This window comes from Streptomyces europaeiscabiei (assembly GCF_001550375.1).
In the GTDB taxonomy this organism is placed as follows: Bacteria; Actinomycetota; Actinomycetes; order Streptomycetales; family Streptomycetaceae; genus Streptomyces; species Streptomyces europaeiscabiei.
Map to the genome: position 1 here is coordinate 1 of NZ_LRTR01000044.1, position 25,510 is coordinate 25,510.

Sequence of the window (25,510 nt, forward strand, 5' to 3'; positions counted from 1 at the left end):
CGCCTCGGCGGCGCGGGCCGAACGGGAGCTCGGCTGGGTGGCCCGGCGGGAGGTACGCGAGATGGTCGAGTCGGCCTGGGCCGGATGGCGACTGCACCGCGGCCTCCGACCCGGCCCCCGATCTTGACAACGCTCTGACCTGCATATCGTTTCCGCAGGTCAGAGCACATGACAACGGTGTTCAGTGCCGCGTTGCCGGATACCCCCCACCCGTAGTTCACTGTGAGCCGGAGCCGAACACACGGACACCTTTGAAGGGCGGACCCCATGGGGGCTGGGCACGATCACGGGCACGCGCAGCACGCGCCGACCAGTGGTACGGCGGCAGCGGCGTACCGCGGACGGCTGCGGATCGCGCTGTCGATCACGCTCACCGTCATGGTGGTCGAGATCGTCGGCGGTGTTCTCGCCGATTCGCTCGCGCTCATCGCGGACGCGGCCCACATGGCGACGGACGCGGTGGGCCTCGGCATGGCGCTCCTCGCGATCCACTTCGCGAACCGCCCGCCGAGCGGCAACCGCACCTTCGGCTACGCCCGCGCCGAGATACTCGCGGCGCTCGCCAACTGTCTGCTGCTGCTCTGCGTCGGCGGCTACGTGCTGTACGAGGCGATCCAGCGCTTCGTCACGCCGGTCGGGACCCAGGGCGGGCTGACCGTCGTGTTCGGCGCGATCGGTCTGGTCGCGAACATGATCTCGCTGACCCTGCTGATGCGGGGCCAGAAGGAGAGCCTGAACGTACGGGGTGCCTTCCTGGAGGTGGCCGCGGACGCGCTGGGCTCGCTGGCGGTGATCATCTCCGCGGTGGTCATCCTGCTCACCGGCTGGCAGGCCGCCGACCCGATCGCCTCGCTGGCCATCGGCCTGATGATCGTCCCGCGCACGGTGAAGCTGCTGCGCGAGACACTCGACGTCCTGCTGGAGGCGGCGCCGAAGAACGTCGACATGGCCGAGGTACGCGCGCACATACTGGCGCTGCCGGGTGTGGAGGACGTCCACGATCTCCACGCCTGGACCATCACCTCCGGCATGCCGGTGCTCTCCGCCCATGTGGTGGTCAGCTCCGACACACTGGACTCCATAGGCCACGAGAAGGTGCTGCACGACCTCCAGGGCTGCATCGGCGACCACTTCGACGTCGAGCACTGCACCTTCCAGCTGGAGCCGAGCGGCCACGCGGAACACGAGGCGAAGCTTTGTCACTGACGACCGACTGGACCACGCGACCGGAGACGTCGGCCGACCGGACGGGGGTGTACGACGTCAACGCCGCCGCATTCGAGACCGACGCGGAGGCCAGGCTCGTCGACGCGCTCCGCGAGGACCCCGAGGCCTGGCTGCCGGAGCTGTCGCAGGTGGCCGAGGCGCCGGACGGCACGATCGCGGCGTACGCGCTGCTCACGCGCTGCCATGTGGACGAGGTCCCCGCGCTGGCGCTGGCCCCCGTCGCGGTGCTGCCGGACCGTCAGCGCCAGGGGGCGGGGGCGGCCGTCGTGCGCGCGGCACTGGAGGCGGCACGCGCGCGTGGGGAGCGGCTCGTCCTCGTCCTGGGGCATCCCGAGTACTACCCGCGCTTCGGCTTCGTACGTGCATCCGAGTACGGCATCCGGCCGGGTTTCGACGTTCCGGACGCGGCGATGATGGCGCTGGTGCTGGACGGTTCCGCGTCGGTGGCACCCGGCACCATCAGGTATCCGGCCGCCTTCGGGGTCTGAGAAGCGGTCCGCATGTGTCTTCGGGCGGGGTGCGCGGGTAGGACATGCGGGTTGGCGCGAAGTGCCGGGTGTGCCGGTGTCGTGCGGCAAACTTGAGGCTCGAAGAACGAGGCGAAGGATGGGCATGCCGATCACACCTGCCACCGCGGTGCAGAGTTCGCAGAACGGAACCATGGAAGCGATCCTGCTGGAGCTGGTCGACGAGGACGGCACCACGATCGGCACCGCGGAGAAGCTGGCCGCTCATCAGCCGCCCGGTCGACTGCACCGGGCGTTCTCCGTCTTCCTCTTCGACGAGCGCGGGCGGCTGCTGCTCCAGCAGCGCGCCCTCGGCAAGTACCACTCCCCCGGTGTCTGGTCGAACACCTGCTGCGGGCACCCCTACCCGGGCGAGTCCCCCTTCGCGGCGGCAGCACGGCGGACCCACGAGGAGCTGGGGGTCTCCCCGGCGCTGCTCGGCGAGGCGGGCACGGTCCGCTACAACCACCCGGACCCGGACTCGGGCCTGGTGGAGCAGGAGTTCAACCATCTGTTCGTGGGGCTGCTGCAGGCCCCGCTCCGGCCGGACCCGGAGGAGGTCGGGGCCACCGCGTTCGTCACCCCGGACGAGCTGGCGGAGCGGCACGCCAAGGACCCCTTCTCGGCCTGGTTCATGACGGTCCTGGACGCGGCCCGGCCGGCGGTCAGAGAGCTGACGGGCCCGGCCGCGGGCTGGTGACGGTCCCCGGATCGGTGGGCTGATCCGGGAACCGGCGCTACCTCACCCTTGGAGCAGGTGTGCGGGTTTGAGCGGCAGGGCGACCCAGATCACCTTGCCGCCGCTCGACGTGTGCTCGACGTCGCAGACCCCGCCCGCCTCCAGCGTGATCTCGCGCACCAGGAGCAGACCACGGCCGCCGAGCCGGCCGTGGTCGGTCTCCAGGGCGGTCGGGCGGTAGGGGTGGTTGTCCTCGACCGAGACCCGCACCCACTCCGCTCCGACGGCGACCTCGACGGCGAGCGTGGGCGACAGGAGCGCCGCGTGTTTCACGGCGTTCGTCACCAGCTCGGAGACGATCAGCAGAAGTCCTTGGACGAGGTCGTCCGAGATCGGCACGCCCTGGCGGGCGAGCAGGTCCCGGACGGCGCGCCGCGACTGCGGCACCGAGGCGTCGACGGCGGCAGCGGTGAACCGCCAGACCCCTTCGTAGGGCAGTGGCTCCGGCGGCTTCGGGTCGTCGGGCCCGTGCCCGCCGCCTACAGGGCGTGGGTCGCTCCCGCGCCCTTGGTCGTCCATTGTCCGGTCGCCACCCTTGCGCTCGATTGTCACCACATGTCGAGTGTTGGTAACTCAGCACTGCGCGCAGAGGACTGAACAGAAGTCAGCGCCTATCGACGACTTTCGGATTATTCGTGAGCGAGTTGGTCAGCCGCACGACCACCGCTGTTTGAGGCATGTCCCTTTCCGAACTATTCGGGTTGTACGGGTTTGACGCCGGACCCCTCCGCCCGCTCCCTCGGCCGCTCACTCTCCGTGAGTCGCTCCGTGACCAGCCCCACGACGCGCCGCCCGCCGAAGCCGGTGGCGATCAGGCCGAGGCCGTCGAAGAGGAGGGCGAGCGAGAAGAAGGTACCGATGACGTACTTGCTGCTGCTCGGCCAGGAGCCGAGGACCAGGATGCCGAGGAGGAGGCCGAAGGCGCCCTGGACGAGCGTCCAGCCGAACTGGGGGCCGCGCACCACGAGGCTGCCGACCAGCCGGAACACCCCACCGGTCAGGAACAGCAGCGCGGCGAACATGGTGAGGGCCTCGGCCGTCGCCTCCGGGCTCTTGATGACGACCGCACCGGCCGCGATGTTCAGGGCCGCGACCACGACTCCGAGCCAGAAGAAGTTGGTGCCGCGTGCCTGGACCGCGTGCAGCAGACCGATCGCACCGCCGATCAGCAGCAGCCAGCCGAAGAGGATCATCGAGGTCAGGGTGGCGAACCCCACGTAGCAGAGTCCGACGAGCCCGGCGATCACCAGGACCGCGCCGAGTACGGCGAGCCGGCCGAAGTCCCGGCTGAGCCTGGCGGTCTCGGCGTCCACGTCCTCGGCGGCGTACACACCCGTCCCGGCCGTCGCGGGGGCGGTGTCCTCGGCGGTGGGCGCGGCCTTGTCCCCGGCCTTCCTGGATCCGGACATGCGGGGCCTCCTCGCGGATACGGGCCCCTTCTTGATCGTATGGCGCGGGGGGTGGCTAGCATCCGGTGCATGGAGCCTCAGCTGCTGGACACCGTCGCCGACGGGGTCGCCACCGTCGTCGTCCACCACCCGGCCAAGCGCAATGCCATGACGGCCGGGATGTGGCGGGCGCTGCCGCCGCTGCTCGACCGGCTGGCCGCCGACCCCGGCGTACGGGCTCTGGTGCTCACCGGGGAGGGCGGGACGTTCTGTGCTGGGGCCGACATCTCCACGCTACGGGAGTCCCCGGGCGAGGCCCAGGGGTTGGCGGGGCTCGCCGAGGAGGCACTGGCCGCCTTCCCGAAGCCGACCCTCGCGGCGATCCGCGGGCACTGCGTGGGCGGCGGGTCACAGCTGGCGGCGGCCTGCGATCTGCGGTTCGCGGAGGAGGGGGCGCTGTTCGGGATCACTCCCGCGAAGCTGGGACTCGTCTATCCGGCTTCCTCCACCCGGCGGTTGGTGTCGCTGGTCGGGCCGGGTACCGCCAAGTACCTGCTGTTCTCCGGCGAGTTGATCGACGCGGAGCGCGCGCTGCGCACGGGGCTGGTGGACGAGGTGCTGCGCGTGGGCGAACTCGCCGAGCGGGTCGCGGAGTTCACCCGGGTGCTGGTCTCGCGCTCCCAGCTCACGCAGGCGGCTGCCAAGGAGTTCGCGAACGGCCGCACGGACCGTGACTCCCACTGGGCCGAGCAGGCCCGCGGCAGCGGCGACACCGCAGAGGGTGTCGCCGCGTTCCTGGAGCGCAGACGGCCCCGGTTCACCTGGACGGTGTGAGGGCACATCGACGGTGGATCACATGAGGGCGAAGCGGCTGTTGGTGCGGAACTCCTCCACGAGGTGGGCGGGCGCCTTGTGCGGGGCGCCCGCGTCGTAGGGCGGCTGCGGGTCGTACTCGATCATCAGCTGTACGGCCTGGGCGTGTTCGTCGCCCGCGATCCGGCCGATCAGGGTCAGGCCCATGTCGATGCCGGAGGACACCCCGGCCGCGGTGACGTACTTGCCGTCGGTCACGACCCGCTCCCCCGTCGGCTCGGCGCCGTACTGCTTGAGGAAGTCCAGCGCCAGCCAGTGCGAGGTGGCCCGGCGTCCTTCGAGGAGCCCGGCGCCGGCCAGCAGCAGGGAACCGGTGCACACGGAGGTCGTCCACCGGCTCGTACGGTCGGCCGTGCGCAGCCACTCGAAGAGGGTCTCGTTCTCCATCTGCGCGAACTGGCCGGGGCCGCCCGGCACCACGACGACATCCGGACTCGGGACCTCGGCGAGCGTCCTGTCGGCCGTGAGGGCGAGAGCGCCGGTGTCGGAGCGGACGGGGCCTGTCTCCTCGGCGACGAAGACGAGTTCGGCGTCGGGGAGACGGCCGAGGGTCTCGTACGGGCCCACCGCGTCGAGAGCGGTGAAGCGGTCGAAGAGGACGATGGCGATCTGCATGGGGTCCCTTTCAGCGGGTGGGTGCGCAGGCCGGGCGGAAGCGGCGGCGGTACTCCGCCGGGGACGTGGCGAGGGTCTTCACGAAGGCACGGCGCATGGCCTCGGATGTGCCGTAGCCACAGGTGCGGGAGATCTCCTCGACTCCGTCGGTGGTGTCCTCCAGGAGGCGGCGGGCGTGTTCGAGGCGGACGCGGTCGACGTACCGGCCCGGAGTCGTGCCCGTCTCGGCCTGGAAGGCGCGGGCGAAGTGGCGGGGTGAGAGCCGGGCGCGGGCGGCCAGGCGCTCGACGCTCAGGTCGTCGCCGGGGTGCTCGGTGATCCACTGCTGGACCTCGCGAAGCGGCTCCCGCCGGGCCGTCTGGGCGGCGAGCTGGGCACTGAACTGGGCCTGGTTCCCCGGGCGGCGCAGGAAGACGACGAGGTGGCGGGCTATGGAGAGGGCGACCTCGCGGCCGATGTCCTCCTCGACGAGCGCGAGAGCCAGGTCGATGCCGGAGGTGACACCGGCGGAGGTGGCGACCTGCCCGTCGCGGACGAAGATGGGGTCCGGGTCGACCTCGATCGCCGGGTGGTGGCGGGCCAGCGTGTCGCAGTACGCCCAGTGGGTGGTCGCCCGGCGGCCGTCCAGGAGGCCCGCCTCGGCGAGCAGGATCGCGCCGGTGCAGACCGAGACCAGGCGCTCCGCGCGCGGGCCGTGTTCGCGCAGCCAGGCGATGACCTCGGGGGCGGGGTTCCGGGTGCCCTGGCCGCCCGGGACGAGCAGGGTGTGGGGGGCGGGTGCGCCGGCGAGGCTGTGGTCGGGGACGAGGGTGAGGCCGCTGGAGGCGCGCACGGGCGTGCCGTCCAGGGAGGCCGTGCTGATGCGGTACGTCCCCGGTGTGTGCTGTTCGGCGCCGACGAAGACCTCCATCGGGCCGGTGACGTCGAGGCTCTGCACGCCGTCGAAGAGGACGACCAGGACAGTTCGCATGTCATCGATTCTTGGGCGGGCCGACGATGACCGCAATGACGAGTACCCCACCTTTTCTGCCACCGGGGAGCACCGTGCCACCGCGCCCGGGCCGGCCGGGGCAGGTGGGCGGGCCCGGCCGCCCCCGCATCGCCTACCAACCGGTCGGTAACATGCCGGGCATGACCTCATCCCTGCCGGAGCGCGCCGGGCGGCGCTGCCACAGCCTCCTCAATCCGTTCCACTCCGCGCACTACTTCTCGCCGGACCTCGGCCGGGAGCTGGCCGCCGTGGGGGTGGCGGACCCACAGGCCGCGTACTTCGCGGTGCGGGCGGCGGCCATGGGCGAGGTCGGCGCGGGCGTGGTGACGGCGACGTTCTTCAACTTCCGCCACGAACTGGTGGCGGAGCACGTTCCCGGCGTGTGGGAGTCCGCCGCGCCCTCGGTGGTGCTGGCGGCCCGCGAGCGCACCGCCGACGCCTCGCTGCGGCGGCTGCTCGGCGAGGAGCTGATCGCCTCCGACGAGGTCGCCGAGGCTGCGGAGCTGGCACTCCGCGCCACCGAGGCGTGCACCAGGACCGCCCGCCCGCTGTACGCCGCGCACGCCGATCTGCCCGTACCCGAGCGCTCTCATCTCGCGCTCTGGCACGCGACCACGCTGCTGCGTGAGCACCGGGGCGACGGACATCTCGCGGTGCTCCTCGACGCCGGCCTCGACCCGGTCGAGGCACTGGCCAGCCACACCGCGACCGGCAAGGGCATGTCCCCGAAGTGGGTCGTCGGCACGCGTGGCTGGACCCGGGACGAGTGGGACGCCGCGAGCGCCCGGCTCCGCGAGCGCGGGCTGCTCGGCACCGAGGGCGAGCTGACGGAGGCGGGCGTGGCCCTCCGCAGGGAGATCGAGGACGCGACGGACCGCCTGGACCTCGCTCCGTACGAGCACCTGGGCGCGGCCGGGGTGGAGCGGCTCACCGAGCTGATGACCGGACTGGTGACGACCATGCTCTCCGCGGGGGCGTTCCCGGCGGGGATGATCGGCAAGCGCTGACCGGATCGGTCGGGCATGAATGAACGGCGCGGGGCGCGGTACCCGATCGCTCCTGGCCCAGCCAGCCGGGAGACGAAAGGGGAAGTACGTGTTCCGTGCGATCGCAGACGTGTTGCGACAGATCGGTGGGGCCGTCGCGACGGTGGTCACGCTGCCGTTCCGGGCAGTGGCCCGGCTCTTCGGCGGTGCGTCGAACTCGACGCGCCGCGGCGGACGGGCCCGCCGGGCCTGAGGACGGCCGGGCCGTAGCCCCTCGGAGCCGGACGCGACCACGCGTCCGGCTCCCCCTCTGTCCCGGACTCGCGCGTTTCGCTCCCTGGCCCCCGCTGTCGGTGCCACCTGCCACAATTGCCGCGCAACCCCAGTGGAGAAGGCGGTACGGGAACGTGACGACACCCCTCGTAGGGTCCATCGAAGGCAGGATCGCCGAGGAGCTCGGCGTACGGGAGCGGCAGGTCAGAGCCGCGGTGGAGCTGCTCGACGGCGGTTCGACCGTGCCCTTCATCGCCCGCTACCGCAAGGAAGCGACCGAGATGCTCGACGACGCGCAGCTGCGCACGCTCGAGGAGCGGCTGCGCTATCTGCGGGAGCTGGAGGAGCGGCGGGCGGCGATCCTCGAGTCCGTGCGCGAGCAGGGCAAGTTGACGCCCGAGGTCGAGGGCCGGATCCGCGCCGCCGAGACCAAGGCGCGGCTGGAGGACATCTACCTCCCCTTCAAGCCGAAGCGGCGCACGAAGGCGCAGATCGCCCGTGAGGCGGGCCTGGAGCCGCTGGCCGAGGGCCTGCTCGGCGACCCGACCGTCGAGCCGCAGGCCGCCGCCGCGGCGTTCGTGGACGCCGACAAGGGCGTCGCCGATCCGCAGGCCGCGCTGGACGGCGCGCGGGCGATCCTCACCGAGCGGTTCGCGGAGGACGCCGACCTGATCGGTGAGCTGCGCGAGCGCATGTGGGTGCGGGGACGGCTGGCCGCCAAGGTGAAGAACGGCAAGGAGGAGGCGGGCGCCAAGTTCGCCGACTACTTCGACTTCGCCGAGCCGTTCACCGAGCTGCCCTCCCACCGCATCCTGGCGATGCTGCGCGGCGAGAAGGAGGACGTACTCGATCTCGTCCTGGAGCCGGAGGAGCCCTCCGAGCAGCCCGGCCCCTCCTCGTACGAGGGGATCGTCGCCCATCGTTTCCGGATCGCCGACCGCGGGCGCCCCGGCGACAAGTGGCTGACGGACACGGTCCGTTGGGCCTGGCGGACCCGGATTCTCGTCCACCTCGGCATCGACCTGCGACTGCGGCTGCGGACGGCCGCCGAGGACGAGGCGGTGAACGTGTTCGCGGCGAACCTGCGCGACCTGCTCCTCGCCGCCCCCGCCGGCACCCGCGCGACGCTCGGCCTCGACCCCGGCTTCCGGACGGGCGTGAAGGTCGCCGTGGTGGACGCGACCGGCAAGGTCGTCGCGACCGACGTGATCCACCCGCACGTCCCGGCCAACAGGTGGGACGAGGCCATCGCCAAGCTGGCGCGCCTCGCCAAGGAGCACACGGTCGACCTGATCGCCATCGGCAACGGCACGGCCTCCCGAGAGACCGACAAGCTCGCCGGTGAACTGATCACCAAGCACCCGGAGCTGCAGCTCACCAAGGTGATGGTGTCGGAGGCGGGCGCGTCCGTATACTCGGCGTCGGCGTTCGCCTCGCAGGAGCTGCCGGACATGGACGTGTCGCTGCGCGGCGCCGTCTCCATCGCGCGCCGCCTCCAGGACCCCCTCGCCGAGCTGGTGAAGATCGACCCGAAGTCCATCGGTGTCGGGCAGTACCAGCACGACCTGTCCGAGGTGAAGCTGTCGCGTTCGCTGGACGCGGTGGTCGAGGACTGTGTGAACGGCGTCGGCGTCGACGTGAACACGGCGTCCGCCCCGCTGCTGGCCCGTGTCTCCGGCATCTCCTCCGGGCTCGCCGAGAACATCGTGGCCCACCGGGACACCAACGGTCCCTTCAAGTCGCGGTCGCAGCTGAAGGGGGTGGCGCGGCTCGGTCCCAAGGCCTACGAGCAGTGCGCGGGGTTCCTGCGCATCCGGGGCGGCGACGACCCGCTGGACGCGTCCAGCGTGCACCCGGAGGCGTATCCCGTCGTACGGCGGATGGTGAAGTCCTCCGGTCAGGAGGTGGCGGCGCTCGTCGGCAACACGGCGGCCCTGCGGTCGCTCAGGCCCGGGGACTTCGTGGACGAGACGTTCGGTCTGCCGACCGTGTCGGACATCCTGAAGGAGCTGGAGAAGCCGGGGCGTGACCCTCGGCCGGCCTTCAGGACGGCCACGTTCAAGGAGGGCGTCGAGAAGATCTCCGACCTGGTGTCCGGGATGGTTCTGGAGGGCGTCGTGACGAACGTGGCCGCCTTCGGTGCGTTCATCGACGTCGGTGTCCACCAGGACGGGCTGGCGCATGTCTCCGCACTGTCCAAGACGTTCGTCAAGGACCCGCGTGACGTGGTCAAGCCCGGGGACATCGTCAAGGTGAAGGTTCTCGACGTCGACATTCCGCGCAAGCGGATCTCTTTGACGCTGCGATTGGACGACGAGGCCGCGCCCAAGGGGCAGGGCGGCCAGGGGCAGCCGGGTGGGGGTACTCGGCCTCAGCGGGGGACGCGGGGGGCTCAGCCGCCTCGGCAGCAGGGGCGTGGGGGTGGGGGCGGTTCTCGGCAGGGGGCTTCCGCGCCGGCGCCTTCGAACAGTGCGATGGCGGATGCGTTGCGGCGGGCGGGGTTGGTGGACAAGAAGCGGCGCTGAGTGGTTCGGCGGGGGTTTCTCGCCCCCGCCGCCCCTACCCGTCCCATCCTTCAGGGGCTGCGCCCCTTCGACCCCCAGCCGCGGGTCCGGCGGGGGCTGGTCGCGCGGTTCCCCGCGCCCCTTGAGGGCCTACGCCCACTCAGGGGCGAAAAGCACCGGCACAGCCCCCACCGAACCGCAGGCGAGGCGACGCGCTCAGCTCTCCGTCATCTTGCCTGCCTCCACCTCGAAGCGCCTCGTCACCTGTACCGCGTCCAGCATGCGGCGGTCATGAGTGACCAGGAGGAGCGTGCCCTCGTAGGAGTCCAGGGCGGATTCCAGCTGTTCGATCGCGGGGAGGTCCAGGTGGTTGGTGGGCTCGTCGAGGACCAGGAGGTTGACGCCTCGGCCCTGGAGCAGGGCGAGGGCCGCGCGGGTGCGTTCGCCCGGGGAGAGGGTCACCGCCGGGCGTAGGACGTGGGTGGACTTGAGGCCGAACTTGGCGAGGAGGGTGCGGACTTCGGCGGGTTCCGTGTCGGGGACGGCCGCGGCGAAGGCGTCGAGGAGGGACTCGGGGCCGAGGAAGAGCCCGCGAGCCTGGTCGACCTCGCCGACGAGGACGCCCGAGCCGAGCGCGGCACGGCCCGAGTCCAGGGGGACCCGGCCGAGCAGCGCGCCCAGGAGCGTCGACTTGCCGGCGCCGTTCGCGCCCGTGATGGCGATGCGGTCCGCCCAGTCGATCTGCAGGGACACCGGCCCGAACGCGAAGTCGCCCCGCCGCACCTCGGCGTCGCGCATCGTGGCGACCACGGCGCCGGAGCGCGGAGCCGCCGCGATCTCCATCCGCAGCTCCCACTCCTTGCGCGGCTCCTCGACGACGTCCAGCCGTTCGATCATGCGCTGGGTCTGCCGGGCCTTCGAGGCCTGCTTCTCGCTCGCCTCGCTGCGGAACTTGCGGCCGACCTTGTCGTTGTCGTTGTTCGCCTTGCGCCGCGCGTTCTTCACGCCCTTGTCCATCCAGGAGCGCTGCATCTGGGCGCGGTCCTGGAGGGCGGACTTCTTGTCGGCGTACTCCTCGAAGTCGTCGCGGGCGTGCCGACGGGCCGTCTCGCGCTCCTCCAGATAGGCCTCGTACCCGCCGCCGTAGAGGTTGATCTGGTTCTGGGCGAGGTCGAGTTCCAGGACCTTGGTGACCGTGCGGGTGAGGAACTCGCGGTCGTGGCTGACGACCACCGTGCCCGCGCGCAGGCCGGAGACGAAGCGCTCGAGTCGTTCCAGGCCGTCCAGGTCGAGGTCGTTGGTGGGCTCGTCGAGGAGGAAGACGTCGTAGCGGGAGAGGAGGAGGGAGGCCAGTCCGGCGCGGGCGGCCTGGCCGCCGGAGAGGCCGGTCATCGGCTGGTCCAGGTCGATGCGGAGGCCGAGGGAGTCGGCGACCTCCTCCGCCCGCTCGTCGAGGTCGGCGCCGCCCAGGTCGAGCCAGCGCTCCAGGCTCACCGAGTACGCGTCGTCGGCGCCCGGGGCGCCGTCCACCAGCGCCTGGGTGGCCTCGTCCATCACCCGCTGGGCCTCAGCCACACCCGTACGACGGGCGAGGAACTCCCGTACGGTCTCGCCCTTCCGGCGCTCCGGCTCCTGCGGCAGGTGGCCGACGGTCGCCGTGGGCGGGGACAGCCGCAGCTCGCCCTCCTCCGGCGGGAGCAGTCCGGCGAGCAGCCGGAGCAGCGTGGACTTGCCGGCGCCGTTGGCACCGACCAGTCCGATCACATCACCGGGGGCGACGACGAGGTCGAGCCCGGAGAAGAGCGAGCGGTCGCCGTGGCCGGCGGCGAGGTTCTTGACGACGAGGGTGGCGGTCACGAGGGGGATCCTAACGACAGGGGGCGTGTCGTTCCTTTTCGCGCCCCCGCCGCCCCCACCCGCCCCATCCTCGGGGCTCCGCCCCGGACCCCGTTCGCGCAGTTCCCCGCGCCCCTGACAGGGGCGCGGGGAACTGCGCGAGAAGCCCCACCCACAGCCGACGAACACCCCGCGAGCGGGGGCGAAGGGGCGGTAGCCCCTCACCCGGCCATCGGCTCCACCAGCACCGTCCCCGAGGTCCGGGCCACAATGAACGCCTCTCCCTTCACGGACTTCGGGTCCAGGCCGATGCGGTGCTGGCCGGCCGGGAGGATCCCGTCGAAGAATCGGTAGGTGTGGGGACGGTGCAGCCGGTCGAGGCGGTAGGCGGTGAGTTCCACGCGACAGGTGGAGGTGATCTCGATGCCGGCCTGTCCTCCGGCGGCGACGAGACGGGTGAGGCGGCGCTGTGGCGTCGGGCTGCGGTCGAGGGCGTGTTCGATCTGGGCGACGAGGAGCGGAATGATCGGGGCCAGCCCGTCGACGTACGCGACCTGGACCCCCGCACGGTCGAAGGCCAGCCGCACCGCGCTGCGGCCCGCCTCGCCGACGGCCCGGCCGAAGACCACGACACCGTAGGTGCGCAGTTCCTCGGCGGACACGCCGGTGGCGTCGTGCGCTATGTCGGCGCCGATTCCGATGGCACGCAGGGCGGCGGCGAGTTTGGCGAGGACGGCGACACGGGCACCGATGAGGAGGACCCGGCGGCCGGCCGACGGCTCGGCGGCGGACTCGCGCAGCAGGGACTGCAGTGCGCTGCGGTAGTCGGCGCCGTGGAACCGGAAAGGACCGATGCCCGTGTAGCCGTTCAGCCTGAGGTCGGCCTCCTCCTCCGTCTGCCAGGCGAAGTCCCGCCACACGTAGTCCTCGCCGTCCCGCTCTATGACCGCGGTCACGGCTCCGCAGGCGAGGTCGGCGCATTCGGGGCAGCCGTAGATGACGTATCGGCCGCGCGTCAGTGGTGCTTCGGCTTCGAGGAGCAGGCTGCGCACCTGGGCGGTGAAGATCGAGGGCGGGACGTCGGAGGCGAGTGGGGAGACGGCGTCGAGGTCGGACAGCTGGAACAGCAGCGGGCGGCCGTCGACGATGAAGTCCACGAAGTCCCGGTGCACTTGGTAGTCACCGTTGGCGAGGACGCCACCGGCTCGCATCGCCGGTGCCAGGCCGAAGGTCGCGTACTCGGCAGACATGGTGTGAGTATCCCCACAAAGACAGACTTCTGAGCACGGCATGCCATATTCCGTTAACGTCCCTGTGTGACCCATGAATCGAACAGCGATGTGATCGTGGTCGGTGCCGGAGTCGTCGGTCTCACGACGGCCGTCGTTCTGGCGGAGAGCGGCAGACAGGTTCGGATCTGGGCACGGGAGCCCGCGGAGAGGACGACGTCCGCCGTGGCGGGCGGACTGTGGTGGCCCTACCGGATCGAACCGGAGGGACTCGTCGGCGAGTGGGCGCTCGTCACCCTGGCCGTGTACGAGGAGTTGGCGGCCCGGTCCGACGAGTCGGGCGTACGCATGGCCGAAGGCGTACACGGCGGGACCACGCTGGACGAACTCGGTGCGTGGGCCTCGCGGGTGGCCGGGCTGCGGGCGGCGACGGCCGAGGAGTATCCGGGCGTCGGGCTGTGGGCGCGGCTGCCGCTGATCGACATGCCGGTGCATCTGCGGTGGCTGCGCGAGCGGTTCGTCGCCGCGGGTGGAGTGGTGGAGGAGCGTACGGTGACCGACCTCGCGGCGGTCGACGCGCCCGTCGTCGTCAACTGCACGGGACTGGGTGCGCGGGAGCTGGTGCCGGATCCTTCCGTACGGCCGGTGCGGGGGCAGTTGGTCGTCGTGGAGAACCCCGGGGTCAGCACCTGGCTCACGTCGGTGGATCACGCCGGGCCCGAGAGCACGTACTTCATCCCGCAGCCGGGTGGGCTGATCCTGGGCGGTACGGCGGAGGAGGACGCGTGGTCGTCGGAGCCGGATCCGGTGATCGCGGAGGGGATCGTGCGGCGGTGCGCGGCGGTGCGGCCCGAGATCGGGGGAGCGCGGATCATCGAGCACCGGGTGGGGCTGCGACCCGCGCGCCCGGCAGTGCGTCTGGAGCGGGAACTCCTGCCGGGCGGGCGGGTGTTGGTGCACAACTACGGGCACGGTGGGGCCGGGGTCACGGTGGCCTGGGGATGCGCGGGGCAGGCAGCACAACTCGCTGCCGGATGACCATCAGGGGCGCGGGGCCGTGTCGTTGTGCGGCTCCGCCGCATGGGCGCGACCAGGCACGGACGGACCCACGGCCGCCCGCTCCCCGCAGCCCCGACGGCGACCCCCGCGACCGGCTACTCCGCGCGATGGCCGATCGGGTCGCCCTCGGTCTCCGTGCCCTGCCCCGGCCCGACCCTGATCTCGAACTCGCCGTCGTAGCGCTTGTGGCCCTCGATGACGGCGAGTTCGACCGCCTCGGAGGCCATCTCCTCACGGACGATCACGGAGTCCCGGCGCAGGTCGCGCATCAGCGCGACACACATGCCGATCATGACGACGACGAACGGCGCGGCGGCCAGGATCGTGAGGTTCTGCAGGCCCGTGAGGGCGTCGCCCTGACCGCTGCCGACGAGGAGCATGATCGCGGCGACGGCTCCGGTGACGACACCCCAGAAGACGACGACGAAGCGGCCGGGTTCGAGCGCGCCGCGCTGGGAGAGCGTGCCCATGACGATGGACGCGGCGTCGGCGCCGGAGACGAAGAAGATGCCGACGAGGATCATCACCAGCAGGCTGGAGACGGTGGCGACGGGGAACTCGTGGAGGACGGCGAAGAGCTGGCCCTCCGGCGTGGCCTCCTCACCGATGCGGCCCTGCTCCTGCAGCTTCATCGCCGTACCGCCGAAGACGGCGAACCAGACGAGGCTGACCGAGCTGGGGACGAGGATGACGCCGCCGATGAACTGGCGGATGGTGCGGCCGCGGCTGATGCGGGCGATGAACATGCCGACGAAGGGCGTCCAGGAGATCCACCACGCCCAGTAGAAGACGGTCCAGCTGCCGAGCCAGTCGGCGACGCCCTCGCCGCCGGACACCTCGGTGCGGCCCGCGAGCTGTGGCAGGTCACCGAGGTAGGCGAAGACCGAGGTGGGCAGGAGGTCGAGGACCAGGATGGTCGGGCCGACCACGAAGACGAAGACCGCCAGCACCAGGGCCAGCACCATGTTGGTGTTGGACAGCCACTGGATGCCCTTCTCCACACCGGATACGGCGGAGGCGACGAAGGCGAGGGTCAGGACCGCGATGATGCCGACGAGCAGGCCGGTGCTGACCTTGTTCATCCAGCCCAGCTCCGTGAAACCGGAACCGATCTGCAGGGCGCCGAGGCCGAGGGAGGCCGCCGAGCCGAAGATCGTCGCGACGATCGCGAGGATGTCGATGACCCGCCCGCCCGTGCCGTTCGCGTGCTTCTCACCGATCAGCGGGGTGAAGACGGCGCTGATGGTCTGGCGGCGCTGCTTGCGGAACGTGCTGTAGGCGATGGCGAGGCCGACCACCGCGTAGATCGCCCAGGGGTGCAGCGTCCAGTGGAAGAGGGTGGTCGCCATCGCCGTTTCCATGCGCTCGCCGGACCCCTCGGGGTTCGTGCCCGGCGGGGGCGAGGAGTAGTGGGCGAGCGGCTCACTGACGCCGTAGAACATCAGACCGATGCCCATGCCGGCGCTGAACATCATGGCGACCCAGGAGACCGTGCGGAACTCGGGCTTCTCGCCCTCGACCCCGAGGTGGATGCGGCCGTAGCGGCTGACCGCGAGCCAGAGGGCGAAGACGACGAAACAGGAAGCGGCCAGCATGAAGGCCCAGCCACCGTTGTGGATGAGGCCCTTCAGCATCTTGCCGGAGGCGGTTTCGAGCGAGTCCGTCCAGATGGCGCCCCAGAGCACGAAGGCCAGGGTGAGTGCCGCCGTCACGCCGAAAACGACGCGGTCCGTCCGGGGCCGCCCGCCGCCGGAGAGACCCGCCTCCGAGCCTGGAAGCGCGCCTCCCCCGTGGTGGGTGGTGCGATGGTCGTGCGTCACAGGTGGAACCTTTCGGGAGTGGCTGGAACTGACCCTCTCCTGCCCAGAAACCTCTACCCCATGTGACCTGGATCCTTTCTTGTTCAACAGGTGGTGTCGGGCTCTCCCGCCGTCAGGCGGTACGGCGCCCGCTCGTCGAGCAGCAGCGGGACGAGCGCGCGCAGTTTCTGGCGCAGCAGTACGCGGACACCGCCGCCGTCAGCGTCGTTCCCGGGCCGTACGCGGACGCCGTGCAGGGCCAGCTCGTCCCCGAACTCCTCGTACTGCCGGGCGGTGAGCCGGTAGCCGCAGGGCGGGTCCTGGATCACCTCGGCGGGGTCGGCGGGGTCGTTGTCAGCCCCGCCGAGGTAGACCGGGCCGGTGTCGCGGAGGCCGGCGAGACGGGCCGCGCCGGTCACCCGGTCGACCTGCCGGCCGCGTTCACCGGCGAACCCGAACAGGCCTTTCAGGGCGGCGAGCTGGGAGTTCACGCGGCGCCGGTTGTTGACGGGCTCCTCGGTGCCGGCCGTCAGCGGTTCCACACGGCTCTCGATCAGCAGTCCGACGGAGTGCTTGATTCCGGACATGTTCCGCAGGATGCGTTCCTGGCCGTCGCCCGCGACCTGCCGGATCGGGTCGCCGGTGACCGGGTCCGTCCAGATGCCGTACGTGCCGGTCGAGTGGCCGGCGGCCCTCGCGGCCGGGCGTACGTGGTTCAGGGACAGGTCGCGGGCCTGGGTGTGGACGGCCGCGTCGGTGTTGAGGTTGCGCGGCCAGAGGTCGAAGAGGTCCTTGTCGTAGTACGGGGGTGTGGCGCCGTATTCGTGCAGGTCGTAGACGACGTCGGGTTCGCGGTCGCGTACGACGGCGGCGAGTGCCCGCCCCTCGGCCGTCCGGAGGGCGAGGTGGTCGCGGTTGATGTCGACGCCGTCGCTGTTGCCCCGGGTGTCGGCGGCCCGGCCGTCGGGGTTGGCCGTGGGCACGACGAGCACGGTGGTGGATCTCAGCAGCCGCTCGGTCCGCCTGTCCCTGGCGTGGGCGAGGTCGCGGATCGTGGTGAGGCAGGCGTCGCGGCCCGAGGGCTCGTCGCCGTGCTGGCTGCAGATGAGGAGCACCGTGCGCGTGGTGGGGCGGGTGCCGATGCGGACGAGCTGGAGCGGGCGGTCCTGCTCGGTCGTGCCGATACGAGTGATCGACACACGGTCGCTTCCCCGGTCCACGGCGGCGAGGAACTCCTGCTCCTCGGCCTGACTGGTCCAGCGGGCGCCGCCCGACTGCTCGAATCCGGTGCGGGGCGGGGTGGTGTCCGTCGCGTACGCGGGCGTCGACAGCAGGGGTACGGCGAGCGCGGTGGCGATCAGCGCCGCGATGCGGGCCCTCATGCGGCACCGCCCGGGATCCGGGCGGCCCGGCTCGGGTCGCGTACGCCGTCGAGGACGGAGGCCGCCGGGGTGCCGGTGGCGCCCGTGATCGCCTTCCGGAAGGCCGCGGCACCGCCGACCAGCGGGACCTTCGCGGAGGTCCGCCTGAGGTCGATGGTCAGCGTGGGCGTGCTCGACGGCGGGTCGATGAGATCCTCGTCGGTGCCCGCGATGATCAGCGCGAGCCGGTGTCCCGCCGGGACGACGTGGTCGCTCGCGTGCAGGTCGAGGGTGATCGTGTACGGGGTGCCGGGCGTGAGCGGGGCTCCGGTGCCGGAGGAGTGGTTGCCGAGGTCGGCCCAGCCACGGCTGAAGATCGTGTAGTCGACGTCGGCCGTCCTGGCCCGGGTCTCCCGGAAGCAGGAGCTGTCGCCGGTGGTGCTCGGGCCCCAGCAGGTGCGCTCGGTGAGGGTGGTGATGCCCTCGCCCGCGGCGGCGTAGTCACGGACCGTGTCGGGGCCGAGGTCCACGAGGACCGCCGAGAGGTGGGCCGTGGAGGTGGTGGGCGTGGCGGTGACGGTCACCTGGGAGGAGCCGGACAGGCGCAGGTCCTCGGTGAGCGGCGGCGTGACGAAGCCCGCCTTGTCGGGGGTGGGCCTGTCGACGTACGCGGCCCAGTCGGTCTCGTTCAGCGCCGGGTCGTCGGTGAAGGTCTCGGTGCCGGACCGCTTGCGCAGGCCGAGCGTGCCGACGCCCGGCTCGCTGCCCTCGGCCGGGCGGAGGGTCGTGGCCTTCGTGGCACGCGGCGGCCAGACCTTGGACGTCTCCCACTGGTTCGGGTGGCGTTCGACGTCGGCCATGGGCTCGTCGTCGACGCCGTTGTCGTAGCCGAGGAGTTCGTGGTCGAACCAGCGGTGCAGGGTGTCGACCCACTGAGCGCGACGGAAGTCGAACGGGTCGACGTGGCCGGTCTGGGAGAGCCAGATCCTGCGCTCGACACCGTGCTTCGCGAGGGCGTCCCACCACTGGCCGAAGTGCTGGGGGCGGACGTTGAGGTCCTGCTGGCCGTGGATGACGAAGACGCTGGCCTCGATCTTCCGGACGTCCTTGACGTGGTCGCGCTCGGTCCACAGCCGGGTCAGGTCGCCGGTGCGCGGGGCGCCGTCGACCAGTTCCTGTTGGACATGGCCGCACTTGGCGCGGGCGTCGGGACTCTCCACGTAGTCGGAGAGCCACTCGGGGCCGGAGTTGTAGAGGGGCGCGCCCTTGGCGAAGTAGTAGTCGTACCAGGAGGAGATCGCGCCGATCGGGACGATGGTCTCCAGTCCCTCGACGCCGGTGGCGGCCACTGCGTTGGCGATCGTGCCGTCGTAGCTCTTGCCGATCATGCCGGTCCTGCCGTTGGTCCAGTTCGCCTTGGCCGACGCGCCGCCCGTGCGGGTTGTGTACGCCTTGCCGCGCCCGTTGAGCCAGTCGACGACGGCCTTGGCGGACTGCACGTCGGAGCGCCCGCCGACGTCCACACAGCCGTCGGAGCGGTTGGTTCCGGCGAGGTCGACGGCGACGAATGCGTAGCCGCGGGGCACGAAGTAGTTGTCGTAGAACAGCGGCATCCCCACGACGTTCCCGCTCGCGTCGTACGTCTTGCGCTGACTCTCGTTGCCGCGTCCACAGCAGGAGTAGTACGGGCTGGCGTCCATGATCACGGGGATCTTGCGGCCCCGTCGGTCGGGTTCACTCGGGCGGACGATGTCGACGGCGACACGGTCCGTCCTCCCGTCGCGGTCGCCGTCGAGCCCGGTGTCCACCCACACGGCCTCGCGGACGGCGTTGTCGTACGAGTAGACCGGTTCACTCCTCCGGGGGGCCGGGGTGCCGGCGACCGCAGGGGTGAGAAGGGTGGCCGTGAGGGCGGCGGCCGTGGCCGCCGTCGCGAGCGATCTCCAGGTCGTGAAGCGCGTGCGTCGCACAGGTATCGGCATGCGCGGACGGTACTGCGGTCAACTCCCGCGCAACAGAGGCCCTTTCGGGGCTCACGGGACTTCGGCCACGGTGTGGCCTGAAAGGAGCGTGGGACCGGGTCACTCATGTCGGCCGAATGCCGATCGTGTGACAGGGGCGGCCATGGACACGGGCGAGCCCACAGGGACTGAATAGGCTCCGAACCGATGCGCGCGGACGTGTCCCCCACCGACACGGAAGCGCTCCCCCCCCACGACTTGGAGTGATTCGTGCACCGCAGACTCATCGTCCCGGGCGCGTTCGTGGCCTCCCTGCTGCTGGCGATCCCGGCCTCGGCGGCCGACTACGAGCCCGGCGCGCCGGGGATCGGCGATCCCTACTACCCGGCCTACGGCAACGGCGGATACGACGTCTCCCACTACGACCTCCGGCTCAAGTACCAGCCGGTGACGGACAGGCTGGAGGGCACGGCGACCCTGCTCGCCAGGACCACCGAAGACCTGTCCCGCTTCAACCTGGACTTCCTGCTCGATGTGAGCGAGGTCCGGGTCGACGGCGCCAGGGCGGCCTTCACCACCTCGGGCGAGCACGAGCTGGAGATCACGCCGCGCAGCCCGCTGCCCAAGGGCAGGGAGATCACCGTCGTGGTGCGCTACGCGGGGGTCCCGTCGTCGAAGGAGGCGTACGGCTTCACCAGCTGGCTGCGCACCCCGGACGGCGGTGTCGCGGCGGGCGAGCCCGAGGCGGCCTGGTGGTGGTTCCCCGCCAACGACCACCCGCTCGACAAGGCCACGTACGACGTGTCCGTGCTCGTGCCGGACGGCGCGCAGGCGATCTCCAACGGCACGCTGCAGTCCACGAGTTCCCGCGCCGGCTGGACCCGCTACAACTGGCGGTCCGACAAGCCGCAGGCCACCTATCTCGCCACACTCGCGGTCGGGAGGTTCGACGTCACGACCGGGCGGACCGAGAACGGCATCCCGATCGTCAACGCCTACAGCAAGGACATCGGCGACAGCTACGGGGCGGCCCGCGCGAGCGTCGAACGCACGGGCGAGGTCGCCGACTGGCTGACGGGGTTCTTCGGGCCCTATCCGTACAGCGCGCTCGGCGGGTACGTGCCGAACACCCCCCAGGTCGGGTACGCGCTGGAGACCCAGACCCGGCCGTTCTACAGCCCGCGGCAGTTCGCGAACGGGTCGAACGTGTCCGTCGTCGTCCATGAGCTGGCCCACCAGTGGTACGGCGACCTCGTCTCCGTCGCCGGGTGGAAGGACATCTGGATCAACGAGGGCTTCGCACGGTACGCGCAGTGGCTGTGGTCCGAGCACGAGAACGAGGGGACGGCGCAGGAGATCGCGGACCATGTGTACGCGTCGCATCCGGCCGACGACCCCTTCTGGACGGTCGAGCCGGGTGACCCCGGGCCGGAGAACCAGTTCCATCTCGCCGTGTACGACCGGGGGGCGCTGGCGCTGCAGGCGCTGCGCAACGAGATCGGGGACGAGTCGTTCTTCGAGATCCTGAAGGGGTGGCCGGCGAGGTACGCGCACGGGAACGCGACGGTCGGCGACTTCGTCGCGTACGCCGAGGAGGTGTCCGGGGAGTCGTTGGGGGCGTTGTTCGACACGTGGCTGTACCAGCCGGTCAAGCCGGACGCTGCCGCGGCTGGGCGGGGGGCCTTGGCTTCGGCGGGCGTCGCTCCCAAGGCGCCGAAGTCCTGGAAGAAGATCGTGGCGACGAACTCCGTGCATGAGCATGCGCGTGGGGGTGGGCACTGAGACCCCGGGGATTGCGCCCGCCCCTTGACCGCGGGTTCGTCGTGGCTTGTCGCGCACTTACCCGCGCCCCTGGAAGAAGGGCTGCGCCCCCTTTCAGGGGCGCGTGCGGGTCGTCGCCTCGATCGGCTCGCCGATGATTCTGCCGGCCAGGTTCGAGGCCAACTCCGCTACGTGCAAGCGGAGTTCGGCCTCGGCCGAGGTGCGGGCGGCGGCGAGGCGGGCGTGCCCCTCGGCGACGAGGGTGGTGTACTCGCGGCTGCCGTCGGCGCGGGCCTCGGTGATCAGGGCGGCGCCCTCCTCGTAGGCGCGCTGGCGGATGCGGGCGGCCTCGTGGCGGGCGCCGGCCAGGGCCGCCGCCACCTCGGCCCGCTTGATCCGGACCTCCTCCTGCAGGGCTTCGGCCTGCGCCTCGGTCCCCTTGGTCGCCGCCTCCCGTTCGTCCAGGACGCGCTGGATCCGGGGCACGAGCCGGACGAAGAAGAGGAACACCAGGGCGAACAGCACCGCCGCGACGGCGAGTTCCCCGACGACGGGGTTCAACGGGCCGATGTCCATCGGGAGGAGATCCATACCGGTGCCCTACCCGCTCACATCCCGGGGGTACCGCGCCTCGGCCGGGAATCAGTCCCCGTGGTCGTACACCGTGACCGATATCCCGCGCCGCACCAGTCGGTCGGCTATCAGGGGCTCCACCCGGGACCACTTGCCGCCCGCCAACCCGCAGCCGATGCGGGGCATGTGCACCGAGGCGTCCAGCTCCAGGGCCTTGTCGGCGAGCAGCCCGAGTGCCGTGTCGATGGCCTCGTAGCGGACGGGTACCCCCTTGCTGCCGGTGCGGGTGCCGCGCTGGCCCACCAGGTTGGCGACCCAGGTGTAGGGGCCGACCTGGACGAACTGGGCGGCACCGAGTCCGAAGTCGTTGTTCGCGCGGTCGCGGTGCCAGGCGCGGTAGGCGGCCTCCGGCTCCGGCCAGCGGCGGGACAGGGCGAGGACGAAGCCCTTGCCCCAGCCGCCCAGGTCGTTGCTGACATGCGCGATGACCTTGACACCCTTGCCCAGCGGCACGGTGGCGTCCCCCCGGACGTATGTGATCCCCGACATGACGCCACCGTACGGGGCCGCACTGACAACCGTCGTCGCCCGAGGTTTCACAGCACTGGTGAGACAGCGATACTGCTCTGTATGACCACCGACACCGGAGAGAACACCGGCACCGGTTCCGGGCGGGACGCCGGAGAGATCGTTCTCACCGTGGACGAACTGGCCGCGCGGGCGGGGGTCACGGTGCGTACGGTCCGCTTCTACGGCACCCGGGGGCTGCTGCCGCCGCCGGTGATCGGTCCCCGCCGGGTCGGTCACTACGGGCCGGATCACCTCGCGCGGCTCGCGCTGATCGAGGAACTGCAGCGGCAGGGCATGACCCTCGCCGCCATCGAACGGTATCTGCGACAGCTGCCGCCTGACCTCACCCCGCGCGATCTCGCGCTGCAGCGTGCGATGGTGGCGTCCTGGGCGCCGGACGCGGTGGAGACGGTCACGCGGGAGGGGTTCGACCGGCTGGCGGGGCGGCCCTTCGGCGAGGCGGAGGTGGAGCGGCTGGTCGCCATGGGCGTGGTCGAGCGGGACGGCGAAGGTCTTCGGGTGGATCCCGGGCTGCTGCGGCTCGGGGTGGAGCTGCTCGACGTGCCCCTGTCCGAGGAGTCGATCCTCGCCGCGCGGAACGTCCTGGTCGCGCACTCGCGCGCGGCGGCCCACGAGCTGTCACGGCTCTTCCGCGACGCGGTCGCGGAACGCGATCCGCAGGCCGTGAAGTCCTTGTCGGCGCATATGCAGCCACTGGTCGTGCAGGCGCTGTTGACGACCTTTCAGCGGTCGTTGACGGAGGAGCTGAGGGAGTGGCTGGCGGAGTCCTGAGCGGTACGACGCGTGGGCCGTCGGCATACGTCTTTCCTCGCCCCCGCCGCCCCTACCCGTCCCACCCCCAGGGCGTTGCCCCTTCGACCCCGCTCACGGCCGTCGGTTGTCTGCGGGTGGGTGGGGGCTTGTCGCGCAGTTCCCCGCGCCCCTTCCAGGGGCATGGGGAACTGCGCGAGCAACCACGACGGACCCGCGGCTGGGGGTCGAGGGGGCGCGGCCCCTTGCGGATGGGACGGGTAGGGGCGGCAGGGCGAGCGAAGCCCTCGACTCGCCCGGGGCTTCACGCGTCGCTGAACCGCTCCCCCTTCTCCGCCTTCTCCACCAGCAGGGCCGGCGGTGTGAAGCGGTCGCCGTAGCGGTCGGACAGCTCGCGGGCTCGGGCGACGAAGCCCGGGAGGCCGCCCTCGTAGCCGTTGATGTACTGGAGGACGCCACCGGTCCAGCCGGGGAAGCCGATGCCGAAGATGGAACCGATGTTGGCGTCGGCGACGGAGGTGAGGACTCCTTCCTCCAGCAGGCGCACGGTGTCCAGGGCCTCCGAGAAGAGCATGCGTTCCTGCATGTCCTCGAAGGGGATCCGGTACCCGGGCTTGGTGAAGTGTTCACGGAGGCCGGGCCAGAGCTTGGCGCGGCGGCCGTCGGGGCCGTAGTGGTAGAAGCCGGCGCCGCCGCTGCGGCCCGGGCGGGCGAACTCGTCGACCATGCGGTCGATGACGGCCTCCGCGGGGTGGACGGTCCAGGTGCCGCCCGCCTCCTCCACGGCCCGTCGGGACTCGGCGCGGATCTTGCGGGGCAGGGTGAGGGTCAGCTCGTCCATGAGGGAGAGGACCTTGGCGGGGTAGCCCGCCTGGGCCGCCGCCTGCTCGATCGACGCGGGCTCGATGCCCTCCCCCACCATCGCGACACCCTCGTTGATGAAGTGACCGATGACCCGGGAGGTGAAGAAGCCCCGTGAGTCGTTGACGACGATCGGGGTCTTCTTGATCTGACGGACGAGGTCGAAGGCGCGGGCCAGGGCCTCGTCACCCGTCTGCTCGCCCTTGATGATCTCGACGAGCGGCATCTTGTCGACGGGCGAGAAGAAGTGCAGGCCGATGAAGTCGGACCGGCGGACGACGCCCTCGGCCAGCTCGGTGATGGGGAGGGTGGAGGTGTTGGAGCAGAGGAGCGCGTCCGGGGCCACGACCCCCTCGATCTCCTGGAAGACCTTGTGCTTCAGCTCGGTGTTCTCGAACACGGCCTCGATGACGGCGTCGCAGCCCGCGAGGTCGGCCGGGTCGGCGGTGGGGGTGATGCGGGCGAGGAGCGCGTCGGCCTTCTCCTGCGTGGTGCGGCCCTTGGCGACCGCCTTGGCGCAGAGCTTCTCCGAGTAGTTCCTGCCCTTCGCGGCGGCTTCGGGCGTCACGTCCTTCAGGACGACGTCGATGCCCGCGCGGGCGCACGAGTACGCGATGCCCGCGCCCATCATCCCGGCGCCGAGGACGGCGACCTTGCGGACCTGGCGGGGCTCGATGCCCTTGGGGCGGTTCGCTCCGGAGTTGACGGCCTGGAGGTCGAAGAAGAAGGCCTGGATCATGTTCTTGGACGTCTGGCCCGCCGCCAGCTCCACGAAGTAGCGCGCCTCGATGACCTGGGCGGTCTCGAAGTCGACCTGGGCGCCCTCGACGGCGGCGGCGAGGATGTTGCGCGGGGCCGGGTAGGGCGCGCCGTTCGTCTGCTTGCGCAGGGTGGCGGGGAAGGCGGGCAGGTTCGCCGCGAACTTCGGGTTGGCGGGGGTGCCGCCGGGGATGCGGTAGCCGGGCTCGTCCCAGGGCTGCCGCGACTCGGGGTTGGCGTCGATGAAGGCGCGGGCCCTGTCCATCAACTCGTCCTGTGTGGCGGCCACTTCGTGGACGAGACCGTTCTGCAGGGCGCGCTGCGGGGTGTACTGGGTGCCCTGGAGCAGCACCTTCAGCAGGGCGTCGGCGATGCCCAGCAGCCGAACGGTGCGGGCGATGCCACCTCCGCCGGGCAGCAGGCCGAGGGTGACCTCGGGGCAGCCGATCTTCGAGCCAGGGGCGTCGAGGGCGATGCGGTGGTGGCAGGCGAGGGCCAGCTCGTAACCGCCACCCAGGGCCGCGCCGTTGATGGCCGCGACGACCGGCTTGCCGAGGGTCTCGATTCGGCGCAGGTTGCGCTTGATCTCCAGACCGCCGTCGAACAGCTGCTGTGCGGTCTCGGGGGTGACCTTGATGAGGTCGCGGAGGTCGCCGCCGGCGAAGAAGGTCTTCTTGGCGGAGGTGACGATGACACCGCGAATGGTGTCCTTCTCGGCCTCCAGACGGTCGGTGACCGCCGCGAGGGACTCGCGGAACGCCTGGTTCATGGTGTTCGCGGACTGGTTCGGGTCGTCGATGACGAGGGTGACGAGGCCCGTGCGGTCCTGTTCCCAGCGGATGGTGGTGCTCTGTGTCATGACAGGGTC

Annotated in this window: 22 protein-coding genes; 10 read left to right on the top strand and 12 right to left on the bottom strand. The window is 71.2% G+C overall.

Going from position 1 to position 25,510, the window contains the following annotated elements; genetic code table 11:
- Window positions 1-267: 267 nt before the first annotated feature.
- From AWZ10_RS01815 to idi, 3 genes are all read left to right on the top strand, one after another.
- Complete coding sequence (locus AWZ10_RS01815; RefSeq protein WP_046706044.1) at window positions 268-1,206, top strand: cation diffusion facilitator family transporter; 939 nt, start codon at window positions 268-270, stop codon at window positions 1,204-1,206.
- Window positions 1,197-1,715, top strand: a complete 519-nt coding sequence (locus AWZ10_RS01820; protein WP_060890277.1) for a GNAT family N-acetyltransferase — start codon at window positions 1,197-1,199, stop codon at window positions 1,713-1,715. The genes AWZ10_RS01815 and AWZ10_RS01820 overlap by 10 nt, the downstream gene beginning before the upstream one ends.
- 124 nt (window positions 1,716-1,839) lie before the next feature.
- Window positions 1,840-2,433: an isopentenyl-diphosphate Delta-isomerase gene (gene idi, locus AWZ10_RS01825; RefSeq protein ID WP_046709883.1), complete on the top strand. Its 594-nt coding sequence runs from the start codon at window positions 1,840-1,842 to the stop codon at window positions 2,431-2,433.
- 42 nt (window positions 2,434-2,475) lie between these two features.
- On the opposite strand, the gene AWZ10_RS01830 is transcribed toward idi, so the two are convergent.
- Entirely contained in the window at window positions 2,476-2,991 is a 516-nt protein-coding gene (locus tag AWZ10_RS01830) for an ATP-binding protein (protein WP_060890278.1), read from the bottom strand.
- A gap of 173 nt (window positions 2,992-3,164) precedes the next feature.
- Window positions 3,165-3,881, bottom strand: coding sequence for an HdeD family acid-resistance protein (locus AWZ10_RS01835; RefSeq protein ID WP_079104276.1), 717 nt, complete (start codon window positions 3,879-3,881; stop codon window positions 3,165-3,167).
- 69 nt (window positions 3,882-3,950) lie between these two features.
- Here AWZ10_RS01835 and AWZ10_RS01840 point away from each other — a divergent pair, with 69 nt between their 5' ends.
- A complete protein-coding gene (locus AWZ10_RS01840; RefSeq protein ID WP_060890279.1) occupies window positions 3,951-4,694 on the top strand; it encodes an enoyl-CoA hydratase/isomerase family protein in 744 nt (247 codons plus the stop codon).
- Window positions 4,695-4,712: 18 nt separating this feature from the next.
- Here AWZ10_RS01840 and AWZ10_RS01845 read toward each other — a convergent pair whose 3' ends face one another.
- Together AWZ10_RS01845 and AWZ10_RS01850 are read right to left on the bottom strand one after the other, a co-directional pair.
- Entirely contained in the window at window positions 4,713-5,348 is a 636-nt protein-coding gene (locus AWZ10_RS01845) for a DJ-1/PfpI family protein (protein WP_060890280.1), read from the bottom strand.
- Between the two features lie 10 nt (window positions 5,349-5,358).
- A complete protein-coding gene (locus tag AWZ10_RS01850) occupies window positions 5,359-6,318 on the bottom strand; it encodes a GlxA family transcriptional regulator (RefSeq protein WP_060890281.1) in 960 nt (319 codons plus the stop codon).
- 161 nt (window positions 6,319-6,479) lie between these two features.
- Between AWZ10_RS01850 and AWZ10_RS01855 the strand changes: the two genes are divergently transcribed.
- The 3 genes from AWZ10_RS01855 (at window position 6,480) to AWZ10_RS01860 (ending at window position 10,123) form a co-directional block, all read left to right on the top strand.
- Window positions 6,480-7,346: an SCO6745 family protein gene (locus AWZ10_RS01855; protein ID WP_060890291.1), complete on the top strand. Its 867-nt coding sequence runs from the start codon at window positions 6,480-6,482 to the stop codon at window positions 7,344-7,346.
- An 88-nt stretch (window positions 7,347-7,434) separates the two neighbouring features.
- Window positions 7,435-7,578: an LPFR motif small protein gene (locus tag AWZ10_RS55020; RefSeq protein ID WP_162948489.1), complete on the top strand. Its 144-nt coding sequence runs from the start codon at window positions 7,435-7,437 to the stop codon at window positions 7,576-7,578.
- A gap of 154 nt (window positions 7,579-7,732) precedes the next feature.
- Window positions 7,733-10,123 carry a Tex family protein gene (locus tag AWZ10_RS01860; RefSeq protein WP_060890282.1) on the top strand — a complete coding sequence of 797 codons (2,391 nt, stop codon included), beginning with the start codon at window positions 7,733-7,735 and terminating at the stop codon, window positions 10,121-10,123.
- 195 nt (window positions 10,124-10,318) lie between these two features.
- Here the strand turns inward: AWZ10_RS01860 and AWZ10_RS01865 are convergent, their stop codons facing one another.
- On the bottom strand, window positions 10,319-11,959 hold the full coding sequence (locus AWZ10_RS01865; protein WP_060890283.1) for an ABC-F family ATP-binding cassette domain-containing protein: 1,641 nt from the start codon (window positions 11,957-11,959) through the stop codon (window positions 10,319-10,321).
- A gap of 200 nt (window positions 11,960-12,159) precedes the next feature.
- Window positions 12,160-13,188: a hypothetical protein gene (locus AWZ10_RS01870; RefSeq protein ID WP_046708919.1), complete on the bottom strand. Its 1,029-nt coding sequence runs from the start codon at window positions 13,186-13,188 to the stop codon at window positions 12,160-12,162.
- 66 nt (window positions 13,189-13,254) lie between these two features.
- On the opposite strand from AWZ10_RS01870, the gene AWZ10_RS01875 reads away from it, so the two are divergent.
- Entirely contained in the window at window positions 13,255-14,205 is a 951-nt protein-coding gene (locus AWZ10_RS01875; protein ID WP_234361013.1) for an FAD-dependent oxidoreductase, read from the top strand.
- A gap of 116 nt (window positions 14,206-14,321) precedes the next feature.
- Here the strand turns inward: AWZ10_RS01875 and AWZ10_RS01880 are convergent, their stop codons facing one another.
- From AWZ10_RS01880 to AWZ10_RS01890, 3 genes are all read right to left on the bottom strand, one after another.
- Window positions 14,322-16,046, bottom strand: coding sequence for a BCCT family transporter (locus AWZ10_RS01880; RefSeq protein ID WP_046708917.1), 1,725 nt, complete (start codon window positions 16,044-16,046; stop codon window positions 14,322-14,324).
- 83 nt (window positions 16,047-16,129) lie between these two features.
- The gene (locus tag AWZ10_RS01885; protein ID WP_060890284.1) at window positions 16,130-17,407 is read right to left on the bottom strand and encodes a M14 family metallopeptidase; all 1,278 of its coding nucleotides are present in this window, start codon (window positions 17,405-17,407) and stop codon (window positions 16,130-16,132) included.
- Complete coding sequence (locus AWZ10_RS01890; RefSeq protein WP_046708915.1) at window positions 17,404-19,368, bottom strand: Xaa-Pro dipeptidyl-peptidase; 1,965 nt, start codon at window positions 19,366-19,368, stop codon at window positions 17,404-17,406. Before AWZ10_RS01890 ends, AWZ10_RS01885 begins: the two co-directional genes overlap by 4 nt.
- A gap of 249 nt (window positions 19,369-19,617) precedes the next feature.
- Between AWZ10_RS01890 and AWZ10_RS01895 the strand changes: the two genes are divergently transcribed.
- A complete protein-coding gene (locus tag AWZ10_RS01895; RefSeq protein WP_060890285.1) occupies window positions 19,618-21,129 on the top strand; it encodes a M1 family metallopeptidase in 1,512 nt (503 codons plus the stop codon).
- A 93-nt stretch (window positions 21,130-21,222) separates the two neighbouring features.
- Here AWZ10_RS01895 and AWZ10_RS01900 read toward each other — a convergent pair whose 3' ends face one another.
- The gene (locus AWZ10_RS01900) at window positions 21,223-21,699 is read right to left on the bottom strand and encodes a F0F1 ATP synthase subunit B family protein (RefSeq protein WP_060890286.1); all 477 of its coding nucleotides are present in this window, start codon (window positions 21,697-21,699) and stop codon (window positions 21,223-21,225) included.
- A 51-nt stretch (window positions 21,700-21,750) separates the two neighbouring features.
- Complete coding sequence (locus AWZ10_RS01905; RefSeq protein ID WP_060890287.1) at window positions 21,751-22,230, bottom strand: macro domain-containing protein; 480 nt, start codon at window positions 22,228-22,230, stop codon at window positions 21,751-21,753.
- A gap of 81 nt (window positions 22,231-22,311) precedes the next feature.
- On the opposite strand from AWZ10_RS01905, the gene AWZ10_RS01910 reads away from it, so the two are divergent.
- Window positions 22,312-23,043 carry a MerR family transcriptional regulator gene (locus AWZ10_RS01910; RefSeq protein WP_060890288.1) on the top strand — a complete coding sequence of 244 codons (732 nt, stop codon included), beginning with the start codon at window positions 22,312-22,314 and terminating at the stop codon, window positions 23,041-23,043.
- 283 nt (window positions 23,044-23,326) lie between these two features.
- Here AWZ10_RS01910 and AWZ10_RS01915 read toward each other — a convergent pair whose 3' ends face one another.
- Window positions 23,327-25,501, bottom strand: coding sequence for a 3-hydroxyacyl-CoA dehydrogenase NAD-binding domain-containing protein (locus tag AWZ10_RS01915; protein WP_046709204.1), 2,175 nt, complete (start codon window positions 25,499-25,501; stop codon window positions 23,327-23,329).
- Between the last annotated feature and the right edge of the window lie 9 nt (window positions 25,502-25,510).